This is a genomic window from Bombiscardovia apis, from assembly GCF_033095945.1.
Classification (GTDB): domain Bacteria; phylum Actinomycetota; class Actinomycetes; order Actinomycetales; family Bifidobacteriaceae; genus Bombiscardovia; species Bombiscardovia apis.
The window spans coordinates 788,535-800,805 of record NZ_AP026800.1 but is presented as its reverse complement, the minus strand read 5'-3'; the positions used below and the strand labels follow the sequence as shown (position 1 = coordinate 800,805).

General features: G+C 55.0%; 5 protein-coding genes. 2 read left to right on the top strand and 3 right to left on the bottom strand.

Features of this window, described 5'->3' with window-relative positions; all coding sequences use genetic code 11:
* The first annotated feature begins 196 nt into the window (after positions 1-196).
* The gene (locus R8377_RS02995; protein ID WP_317643497.1) at positions 197-3,430 is read left to right on the top strand and encodes an RCC1 domain-containing protein; all 3,234 of its coding nucleotides are present in this window, start codon (positions 197-199) and stop codon (positions 3,428-3,430) included.
* A gap of 205 nt (positions 3,431-3,635) precedes the next feature.
* The gene (locus tag R8377_RS02990) at positions 3,636-6,980 is read left to right on the top strand and encodes an RCC1 domain-containing protein (protein WP_317643496.1); all 3,345 of its coding nucleotides are present in this window, start codon (positions 3,636-3,638) and stop codon (positions 6,978-6,980) included.
* An 8-nt stretch (positions 6,981-6,988) separates the two neighbouring features.
* Here R8377_RS02990 and R8377_RS02985 read toward each other — a convergent pair whose 3' ends face one another.
* The 3 genes from R8377_RS02985 to polA all read right to left on the bottom strand — a co-directional run bounded on the left by R8377_RS02985 (position 6,989) and on the right by polA (position 12,247).
* The gene (locus R8377_RS02985) at positions 6,989-8,314 is read right to left on the bottom strand and encodes an MFS transporter (RefSeq protein ID WP_317643495.1); all 1,326 of its coding nucleotides are present in this window, start codon (positions 8,312-8,314) and stop codon (positions 6,989-6,991) included.
* Positions 8,315-8,323: 9 nt separating this feature from the next.
* Positions 8,324-9,250, bottom strand: a complete 927-nt coding sequence (locus R8377_RS02980; protein ID WP_317643494.1) for a Nif3-like dinuclear metal center hexameric protein — start codon at positions 9,248-9,250, stop codon at positions 8,324-8,326.
* Positions 9,251-9,349: 99 nt separating this feature from the next.
* Positions 9,350-12,247, bottom strand: a complete 2,898-nt coding sequence (gene polA / locus R8377_RS02975; protein WP_317643493.1) for a DNA polymerase I — start codon at positions 12,245-12,247, stop codon at positions 9,350-9,352.
* Between the last annotated feature and the right edge of the window lie 24 nt (positions 12,248-12,271).

Here is a 12,271-nt window from a genome sequence, read left to right as displayed (position 1 = left end):
ATCCCGCCCGCGTGTGAAGCCGACAGAGTGTTTTGCTATACTGACAACTACTTGTGGCAGACATGTGCTTGCAGCGTCAGGGGAAAGAACGCTCACAGCCAACAGTTTGAGCACTATATGTATTGATTAAAGGGGTAACTCATGAGCCGCTTCAGTTCTGCCAGCGCCGTTGTAGTAGCACTAGCTATAACTGTCCTTGGGGGGGGGGGCTACTCAACTAGCCCAACCAGCACACGCTGACCCCGGACTACGCATAGGAGCACGCCCACCCGGCTCTGATTCCAGCAATGGTTTCTCCCTCACCCCAACCCACGGCCCCGTTTCAGGCGGCAACACTGCCCGTGTCACCAAACCACAGAACGAAATCCCTTTCGCTCAAGTAAGTGCAGGGTCCACTCATGGAACTGGTCTGAATGAAAATGGTGGAGTGTATTGGTGGGGTTCATATATCTATGGCCAATGGGGATCTAGGGCTCCGGTATTAGCTGAGCTCCCCCGTGGTATAAAAATCACAGAGGTCGTGTCTGGATATAACCACTCTATGGCCTTAGCTAGTAGCGGCAAAATATACGCATGGGGTGTCAACGATAAGGGGCAGCTCGGTAACGGGGATACTAGCGGAGCTTTGCAGAAAACCCCAGCATTGGTCAATCGCGGAGCTATACCAGACGGAGTTCGCATCGTGCACATAGCTGCCGGAGATGGCCACTCTCTCGCTATTGGCAGCGATGGTAAAGCTTACGCATGGGGCAACAACCAATACGGACAACTCGGTAACAACGACCCTACACACGCCAACCAATACGAACCAGTAGCCGCAGCCCAAGGAGCCATACCAGCCAGCGTAAGCCTGACGCAAATCAGCGGTGGAAGCAACTTCACTCTTGCTCTTGGAAGCGACCAGCGCGCCTACTCATGGGGTTTCGGGGGCAGCGGACGACTCGGCATTGGGAATGGCACTAATCAAGATGCCCCGGTAGCCGTATTACAAGGCAACATGCCAGCTGGTGTCAATTTCAAACAAGTCAGCGCTGGAGGCTCCCACGCCCTCGCTGTGGGAACAAACGATTATGCCTATGCTTGGGGAAGCAACGGAAGTTATCAATTAGGCAATGGTTCCATGTGGTCTCATCCCGATTCAGCAGTACCAACGGGCGTTTCCGCAGGTAAAGTCTTGCAAGTCAGTGCTGGTGCGGCACACTCCATGCTCTTAGGAAACAATCATTATGTGTATTGCTGGGGCGATAACAGTAACGGACAACTCGGCACCGGCTATTCAGCGTTCCCTTACACCACCCCATCTCCCATTTACAACGCAGGTGGAGTAAACCCAAACATGACCCAAATAAGTGCAGGAGGAAACTTCTCCCTATCTGTAGCAAAAGGCGTTGAAGCATACTCTTGGGGCAGCATAGTAGCCGGACAGCTAGGCGACCCCAATGTTACTAGTATCAACGGAATCTGCTCTACCCCAGCTCGTCCGGAACCTCCGAAAGCGAGTATTACTGGCGTGGCGTTTGACGGGATAGCAGTGCCTTCTCATACGGTTGGTGCTGATGGTGCGTGGACGGTGACGGTGCCTGCTCACCCGGCTGGTCGTGTTGAGGTGACGATTACCTGGAGCAACGGCTTCTCCGAACAGCCGCCAATTATTTTCCATTACACGTATATGACCACGCATACCATTCACTTCGATACCGGTGGCGCTCCCGGCACGATACCAGACCAACAAGTCTTGACCGAAGACGCGATAGCATGGCCCCAGACCCCTGTCTGGGACGGGCACTGGTTCACGGGCTGGTACACCAGCACAGGCCAGGTATGGAATTTCGCGGATGGTGTCGAGTCTGATATGACACTCACCGCGGGTTGGGAACCATACCAATTTACTCTTACTCCTGCAGGTGGTCCTTCCTCTGGAGACACTGCGTTAAGCATTAACCCGCCTGCACCACCACAAGCACTGACCTACACCGCTCTTTCAACTGGATTGGATTACACACTAGCCATCGGCTCTGATGGCAATGCATATGCGTGGGGTGTTAATAATGAAGGCCAGCTCGGCACTGGTTCCGCTACTCCTTCCAGCATCCAGCCGGTACGCGTGCATTTACCCGAGCAAGTCAAAGCCTTACAAGTCAGCGCTGGTAACACCCACGCTCTCGCCTTAGGCAGTGACCACCACGTCTACGCTTGGGGCAGTAACACATGCGGACAGTTAGGTAACGGCAGCACTACTGGCGCGAGTAGTCCAGTCGATCTCACGGCTGCTGGCACCCTGCCCTCTACCATCATTGCTATAGCAGCTGGCGATCAATACAGCTTGGCTTTAACCCAAGACGGGCACACCTACACTTGGGGTAACAACACCACAGGCACGCTCGCTACCACTACCAACGCAGGCACAGCCACTCCTAATCCCACTCCTACTGACATCACCACCAAACGAAACCTACCCGATACCGTGGTCGCTATCAGCGCCGGTCCTAACCACGCTCTAGCCCTGACCTCTGACCACCACGTCTTGTCATGGGGCACGAATCAAGCAGGACAATTAGGTACCAGTAATCAACTGGGCAGCACTACCGCCCAACCCATCCCAGTAGACCTCGCTGACTTCAACCTCCTCACCGATACCATCAGTCAAATCAGCGCTGGCCAAGACCATAACCTAGCCCTAGCCAACAACCACCACACCTATTCGTGGGGTTCGAATGCTCGTGGTCAGTTAGGAGACCCCACACAGTCAGGAGGGCCTACACCGGTTGATCTCACCGCTCGCAGCCTACTCCCCGCAACTATCAATCAAGTACAAGCCGGCAACCAGTACTCCATAGCTCTGACCAGCAGCCAGCAAGCCTACACATGGGGAGCCAACAATAACGGCACACTTGGTAACAACACCCTTACCGACAGCAACCAACCTACTAACATCAGCGCCAACACTTCCCTACCCCCGCTCAGTGCTATCAGCACCGGCAGCCACCACGCAGCAGCACTCACAGACACCAACCACATCTACAGTTGGGGCGCCAACAATCACGGCCAACTCGGCCAAGGCACCAGCGACACCAACCCACACCCCCAGCCAGCCATCGCCAACGCGAAACAAACGCTGAATGTCACCGGCTTCACTATCGACGCCACAGACACCAACACCCCTGTCTGGAACAGCAGCCAACACGCCTGGACCACCCACAGCACGGCCCACAATCCCGGGCCCACCACCAGCACTATTCACTGGACACTAGGCACCTACAACCAACCCGACTACCCCCTGCCATACATTTACACCTATAACCTTCCCCAAGCCGGCAGCGCGCAGCCCCAACGAGCCGCCGCCACCCTCGCCCTCACACTAGGAATCAGCACCAGCCTCGCCTACACAGCACACAACATCAAACAACGAGTACAAGGACGAAAAAGGTAACAGTCAACTACTATCACAGCCCCACAAATCAGTAACTTTACAAACCGCAATCAGCCAACACTTATGAAGCTTGCTCAACGCTTTGCTATACTGATGTGAGACTTGTAAGAAATATATGATTGTTGTGTTTGATGGGGATCAGATGCAACTCAAGAAACACTAGTGTGACAATTCTACAGTTGTTGTCACACTAAAGGGGAAACACATGCGCCGCATTCGTACTGCTAGCACCATCATTTTGGCGCTAGCGCTGATTGTCCTTGGGGGGGGGGCTATTCAACTAGCCCAAACTGCACACGCTGACCCCGCGTCACCCCACTTCCGCGTCGACCCAAGAAGAGCATCTGCAACAGGCGGCAGCGACCTTACTATCACGCCTCAGACATTGGCTGGAATAACATTCACAACTTTGGATTCCAAGCACTATCACACAGTCGCACTCGATAGTGATAGTAAAGCTTACTCTTGGGGAGACAATTCCTTTGGTCAGCTGGGCGATGGTAGCACCACCGCGCATCTCAAACCTGCACCAATCACCATGCCAGCAAACACGAAATTCGTTGAAGTGAGCGCCGGTTATGATCAGCATTCCCTAGCTTTAGATGACAAAGGTAATGTCTACGCATGGGGTCGCAATGACAAAGGCCAACTCGGCTTGGGAGATACCACCAACCGTTCCCTCCCCACTCTTGTGCCACCTCCAGCTGGAGTGAATAAATTCACCCATGTCAACGCGGCTGACGCTTATAGCCAAGCCATTGGAGATGACGGAAGAGTCTACGCTTGGGGCAACAACGATGACTTTTTCAACGGTTGGGATTTTGGAGAGCCTACTGGCAACGGTCAGCTCGGCGTGGGCGATACAGCTATGCGGCTACGCCCAACTCCTGTTGTTGGCATACCGAGCGGAGTGCGTATCACCAGCCTCCAAGCTCCATATCTTGCATCAATGGCTTTGGGAGATAACGGCGTTGTCTACGTGTGGGGCAGCAACTACCATGGGCAGATGGCAAACGGAGGCATTAGAGGATACAGCGCCACGGCTAGGGCTATCAACCCTCCAGCAGGATACCGTTTTACTAGCATAGTATCCGGCAATTGGACAGACTACGCAACAGCCAGCAACGGCAAAACCTACCTATGGGGCGCTACACAATGGGGCCAAATCGGAGACGGCACGCTGACCACCAGTTCAACCACCGGACAGTACGTGTCACCAGTAGCCGTGAACGTAAGCATGCCGGCAGGAGTAACCATTAAAAGCATGGCTCGTGGCGGCTGGCACACTCTCGCTATCGGCAGCGATGGCAAAGTCTACACATGGGGCCAAAACTGGTGGGGAGCTCTAGGCATAGCCGGATTCCCCTCAGGAAACTATATGTACGCTGCAACAACTCCGAGTTTGGTAACTGTACCAGCAGGAATCACCTTCACCAAAGTTTTTGCTAGCGACGTAAGTTCTTTTGCAATCGGAAGCGATGGCAACACTTACGCATGGGGCCGTAATGATAATGGTCAACTAGGCGATGGCAAAGTTGTAGCCTATTATGATTCTGCTGTTCGTGTGGGTGGTGCCGTCAATATTGATAAGGTCACCATCGATGGTGTTACTACCAGTGGAACAAAAAATCCTACAACCTATGCGTGGTCGGGTAAAGTTCCGGCTGGCACTCCGGGTACGACGGTTGATATTAAAGTGGATTGGAGTCTGGTCGGACTCGGTACTCAACCCAGTGAAACCTACCAGCTCCACTACCTCGACCTCTACACCGTACAGTTCAAGCTAGGTGGAGCGCCCGGCACTGCCCCACCCGACCAACAGATCGAGGAGGACAGCGGCAAAACACTGGATTGGCCTACCACCCCGGCCTGGGAGCATCATTGGTTCACCGGCTGGTACACCGACACGGGCGAGCCGTGGGATTTCGGCGATACCGTTGACCACAATATGACACTGACCGCAGGCTGGGAGGAATACAAATTCACCCTCTCTCCCATCTACGGCCCCTCCAAGGGCGGGGACTTGGTGAACATCGGCGCCCCGGACCCGCCGAGTACGATTACGTATTCCCAAGTCGCGGCCGGCAGTTCTCACAGCCTGGCCATCGGCTCCGACGGCAACGCTTACTCCTGGGGCGGCAACGAGCGAGGCGTTCTGGGCCAAGGCCACGGCGACAATAAGCCCCACTCCGCACCCGGCCGGGTCCACCTGCCCGACTCGGTCCGCGCGCTCAAGGTGAGCGCCGGCGCCAACCACTCGCTCGCCATCGGCAGCGACCATCATGTCTACGCCTGGGGCAGCAACAATGCCGGCCAACTGGGCAACGGCAATACTAGCGCCCAAGACACCCCCATCGATCTCACCGCGCTCGGCAAGCTCCCCACAACCATCACTCAAGTAGCCGCAGGCACCGACTATTCACTCGCAGTCAGCTCCAATGGGCATGTCTACGCTTGGGGATTCAACGCTTCCGGCCAACTGGGCATATCCACCAACGCCGGCACGTACATGCCAGTGCTCAACCCCGTAGATATCAGCGCCGCCGGCAGCCTACCCTCCTCTATTCGAAAGCTGGCGGCAGGCACCAACCACGCCCTAGCAGTAAGCGGCAGCGGTCACGTCTACGCTTGGGGTAGCAACGAATTCGCCCAACTAGGAACCACCACAGGTCTAGGAACCAGCGATGCTCAGTTCACACCCGTCGACATAAGCGCCGCCGGCGGACTACCCGCTAACATCGTCCATGTCGCGGCCGGAGACCAGCACTCGCTCGCCCTAGCAAGCGACGGCCACCTCTACACCTGGGGCAACAACAACCTCGGCCAGCTCGGCCACAACCACACCATCAGCACCGACCCCACACCCACCGACCTAACTTCGGCCAGCGGTCTACCTGCCAGCATCAGCGCCATCAACGCAGGAGGCTCCTTCTCTGCAGCACTGGCAAATAACGGCCACGTATACACTTGGGGAGACAATGCGAAAGGCCAGCTCGGCAATGACAACACCAGCATCACCAGCAGCAACTCCCCCAACGACCTCACCGCCAGCGCGCTGCTGCCAGAATGCAAACGCATCGGCACGGGCGATAGTCATGCAATGGCAATCAGCCGCAACCACCACACCTACACCTGGGGAGGCAATACCCTCGGCAAACTCGGGCAAGGCAACGATGACGCCGACCCCCACCCCAAGCCGGCGGAAGCAAGCGCATTACAAAAACTCACTGTAACCGGACTCACCATGCGCACGACCGACACCGACACACCCGTATGGAACTCCAACACCAACAGCTGGCAAACACACACCGCACCCAACCCAGCAGGTACGACTAATACCAACATTCACTGGAGCCTAGGTGGGTACAGCCAACCTGACTACACGCTGAACTACACCTACCACTACACCCTACCTGCTGCCGGAACGATACCCTTGCAACGCATCAGCGCCAGCCTCGCTCTTACGCTCGGACTTAGCGCAAGTTTCGCTTACGCGGCCTACGTGGCACAGCGGAAGAAAAGAGCGAATACAAAGCTGTCTCGGGCTTAATTCGCGGGTCACTCTACCCGCGAGCGCAGTACCCATAGGCTGATGGGAATTGAGACGATGCCGCCAGCAATGTAAATATAAGCGATGGGGAAAGCGTCGGAGAGAGGGCCGGCTACAGCTAGGCCCAGGGGCAGGGCTAGGGTGCGTACAGCATTGAGGAGGCCGAAAATGCGACCCATCATGGCGGGCGATACTTGCTCTTGTATGAGGGTGGAGGCTGGGGCGAGTAGGAGCGGTGATATGAAACCGGTGGACGCGTAGGCTAGGGCGAAGAGCCAGAATGAGCCGGTGAGATTCGGGGCCGCGCAAGCCATTACAATGTCAGCTACTGCCAGCCAGAGCATAGCGAAGCCCATAGAGCGCAGGCGCTTAGCGAAGCCTCCCCAAGCGGTCATCAGTAGGCCGCCGCTGACAGCGCCCAAGCCGTACAGTAATTCGATGCAACCGAGTTTATCTGTTGCATTGGTGAGGTGGATGCCGAATATGTCGAGCGAGCCAGCGCTAAAGTTGCGACCTACGAATACCGCATTGAGGCCTCCGGGAGCTACCGTAAGCATGAAACAGAGAGCATACGTCACCAGCACCATGCCTACTGCTGAGTGGGTACGGCAGTATTGGAAGGCCTGTTTGATACCGGCTCTTGCGGAAAGCGGCGTGCCTAGGGCGGCATCTAATTCTTCGGCTTCGATACTGTCAGGGAGGTCAGTATTGTCGCTAGCTTGGCGAGCCACTGCTTGGGCGGGCTGACGAATGAGCAGGAGCATACCAATTCCGATGGCCGCGGTCACAGCATCAACCATGAGCACAGCCTGCATGTGGAGGGTAGCAATCAGGCCAGCGCTCAAGGCTGGGGCCAAGATAGCGATGGCAGATTGCAGGGTGCCGTTTATGGAATTGACCTTCATCAAGCGAGAACTGGGAGCCAGCTGGGGCAAGTATGAATCCACGGCTGGCGACTGGATGCCTGCCGCTAGCGAACGCCCACACAAGACAGCACAAACCAGCCAGATGGGCACAAAATCCTTCATATAAGCCAAGGCCAAACCGAGCGACAATATGGCAGTGCAAGCATCGGGCAGGTTGATAAGCAGACGCTTTGGATAACGGTCTGCCAAGCTGCCGCCCCAGAGGGACATGAAGGCTTGCGGCAAGTTAGCACACAGAAAACCCAGCATGGCCACTAGGCCAGAGTTCGTACGCAGAGCCATATCCCAAGTGATGGCATACTGCACCAGACTAGATCCAAATATTGAGACGAATTGTCCCACAACCAGCAAGGATACATTTCGCTGCCAAGCTGAACCTACTAGTTCGCTGTGGTGATTGTGGACCATTATGCCTCCCTAGCCTGCGGTGAAGGTCCAGGGATCTGTAGAGCGGGTGCTCACTTGCACCTTGAGCCTAGCCCCGGTGGCCTGTTCTATAGCAGCATGAATGTCTTGGCTGGCATACCTGAACCATAGTCCCTCTATGGCGGAATGGGGCGTATTTATGAGCAGAGGCTTCACCTGCGAGGCTTGGCCTGTACTCCCCCGCAATCGGGCCTCATATTGGGCCTGCTGGTAGGCATCAGTGGCTGGATGGTGGCGCAGGTCGCTAGTCACGTATACATCTGCCCCGCTGGCACTCACATCGTCGAACATGGAATCACCAGAGCCGGGCAATACTGCAACCGTTTGGACCATAGCGTCTGGGCTACCAGCCACTTGCACTCCTAACTCGGTCTTTGGCAGTACAGCCGCTACTCTATTGGCAAAGTCACGCAAACTCGTCGGCTCTGCTAAACGACCAACTCGGCCCGAACCAACGCTTTGCTCATTGCCAGTTTGAGCATGCCAGTCGTGAGAGTCAAAGGCCACCGCTTGCAGGGGACGCTGGTCGCTGAGGCCAAAAGCATCAGCGGCGGCCTGTGCTACTCCTCGCACCGCCGCATCAGCATTCGTATGGCCCACCCACAACCCGCAGTGAGCCTCCACTAGTCGATTGACGATTGCTCCATGCACACCAAAGCCCGAAACGTTGTTGATAGAGCGGAAGAAGAGCGGATGGTGGCAAATCAAGAGCTGAGCGCCGGCAGCGATGGCTTCGTCGATAATCTCAAGTGTAGGATCGACCGCGCAATATATTGTACTCACTGGCCAACTAGGTTCTCCAACTATCAAGCCCGGATGGTCCCAATCTTCGGCATAGGACAGGGGATAAAGCTGCTCAAGTACTTCTACAGCCTTGCCCAAACTCACGCTTGTTTCCGCTTGCATTGCTTGCCCCATCTGTTCACACAACCTTCCACTGGTTTACTGGCCTCTAGCGCTTAGCCCCAAGCCTATCGTAGGCTCAGGGCTAAGAAACGACACTGCCAGTTAGGTAGGTTAGTGGGCTGCCTGCTGCCAGTCTGAGCCGATACCGGTAGAAACATCGAGCGGCACTGCCAGCTCAACAGCATGCTCCATAGCATCTTTGACGATAGTAGTCACCTGCTCCACCTCGCCCGGAGCCATTTCTACAACCAATTCGTCGTGAATCTGCAAGACAATATGACTCTTGCATTCAGCCTCGCTCAGAGCGTGCTGTGCTTTAATCATGGCAATCTTCATGATGTCGGCCGCTGAACCCTGAATAGGGGCATTCAATGCTGCTCGCTCGGCTGCTTCGCGGGTCAGGCGACGCTTGGAGTTGAGCCCCGGGAAGTAGCGGCGGCGACCAAAGATAGTCTCCGTATAGCCCTTCACACGCGCGTCGGCCACCAACGACTCCAAGTATTCGTGAACCTTGCCGAAGGTCGAAAAATACTGGGAACGCAAAATGTCTGCCTCAGCCGGACTGACATTAAGTTGCTGAGCCAAACCGTAGGTCGACAGACCGTAAGCCAAGCCGTAACTCATGGCTTTCACGTGTGAACGCTGATCGGAAGTGACCTCGTCCATCGATGTTTGATAGACCAAAGAAGCCACGTACTTGTGGAAGTCGGCTCCGGACTTGAAAGCTTCGATCAGCGCCTCATCGCCAGACAAGTCAGCCATAATTCGTAGCTCAACCTGCGAATAATCACAGCTGAGCAGGGTCTCAAACTCGTCGCCAGACACGAATGCTGAGCGAATTTCACGGCCTGCAGCGTTCTTGTTGGGAATATTCTGCAAGTTGGGTTCGACCGAACTCAAGCGACCTGTCGCCGCTACTGTCTGCTCAAAAGTGGTGTGAATACGCCCATCGCGCTGATTGACTGCATCCATCAACGAGTTCACAATTTGCTTGAGCTTGTTGGTCTCCCGGTGGCGCAGGAGAGCTCCCAAGAAGTCGTTAGCCCGCACATTGTTGACAGATGTCAAATACAACTTTTGCAAGGCTGCTGCAGCAGTCGAATAGGAACCATTCTTAGTGCGCTGAGTAGGCTTCAAGCCCATGTCTTCAAAGAGTACCTTTTGCAACTGCTTGGGGCTTTGAAGATTGACCTTGTCTCCCGCCCTATCCCAAGCTATGTCTTGTGCTTCTTGGGCCTCGGCAGCAAACTGGTCACCCATCTCTTTCAAACGGCTGGTATCTACCTTGGCGCCCTGACGCTCCATTTGAGCGAGCACGGTGGAGGTGGGCATCTCGATAATACGCAGCAGATTGAACTGTTTGCGCTTAATAATCAAGGGCTCAAGATGATTGGCTAAGAGCTGCACATAGAGTCCCCGACGCAAGCACATCTGATCTTGAGACAGCGACTCGTCAGCCTCATCTTGACCATCTCCGAAATCTAACGCGCCCTGCTCAACCTCTGGTTTTTCGTCCATCGGCACCTGCAAGAAGTGCGAGAAAGCCTGGTCCAAGTCGGCTGCGTGGAAGTCAGGCTCCACCAAGTATCCAGCCAGTTTTGTATCAAAGAGCGGCATGGGCATACGCAGGCCGGCAGCCTCCAGCAAGTGGATATGTTCCTTATATCCGTGAACTACACATGAGCCCACCCGGCTATCGATAACAGCCTGCACACTGGCAGTCATGCTAGCATCTAAATCGTCGGCATGCACTAAGACGGTGTGAGCATCAGGGGCTAAGAATACCAGCTCTTCTAGCTTGGCATCTCCCGGCTTTGCCTGGCCTTGCGCGTGCAAATACCACACTTCTTTGCCTAAATCTGGGCAGTGAACTTCCTCAGCTTGGGCCGCTTTCACCCCATCGCCCGCTGCTTCGATAACCGGAGCTGCATCTGGCATGGCTTCTGCTAGCGATTGAGAATGCTCGGCACTGGGCAGGTGTTCCTGACACCACGCTTCGAAAGAGGCCACATCAGTGATTTCATCGCGCTCAGGATCATGAAAATCCATGCCCGCTTCTTGGTTGAAATCAGCCGGAACTGCCGGATCGTCAAAGTCTTCAACGCATTTGAAGCCCTTCAACATCTTATTGCGAGTGTGGGAGCCAAATTCGAGCTGGTCAAACAAGGCGGTGACTTCGTCGAGGTGAATGTGCCCGAAGGTAAGATCGTCGACGTTCACTCCCAAGTCTAAATCGCAGACCAGAGCGTTGACTTTACGGTTGAGTTTTACCTGCTCAATGCTTTCGCGTAAGGCCTCGCCTTTTTTGCCCTTGACCTCGTCTGCATGAGCAAAAATGCCCTCAAGGCTGCCGTATTCGTTGAGCCAACGAGCAGCAAAAGCGTCGCCAACACCAGGAACGCCAGGAATATTGTCTGACTGCTCACCGCGCAGAGCAGCTAAATCAGGATACATTTGCGGGCTAACGTGGTATTTTTCTTCAATAGCTTCCGGTGTCATGCGCTTGAGCTGTCGGAAATGGTAGCCGGGGAAAAGTACAGTCACGTTGTCGTCTGCTAATTGGAAAGCATCACGATCGCCAGAAAGCACCAGCGTACGATAGCCAGCTTCCTCACCCTGAGTCGCGAGGGTTGCCATAATGTCGTCGCCTTCGTAACCTTTTTTTTCAATATAGCTCACGCCTAGAGTCTGTAAGAACTTCTGAATGAGCGGCAACTGACTAATCAAGTCTTCAGGAGCAGCGTCTCTCGTACCCTTATATTGAGGCAACATTTTACTGCGGAAAGTGCCGCCAGCCATGTCGAAAGCCACGCACATGTGGGAAGGATGCTCAGCTTCGATAACCTCGGAAAGCATGACCGCGAAGCCCCAAATAGCGTTAGTGGGCTGCCCTTCAGAGGTTGTGAAAGAATCAACAGGCAGAGCATAATAAGCCCTGAAAGCTAACGAGTGACCGTCGACTATCAGCAGAGGGCCCTTAGTGTTAGTCGAATGTGTTGACTCGCTCATCTCCAGCCCCTCTCGGCCTATTGT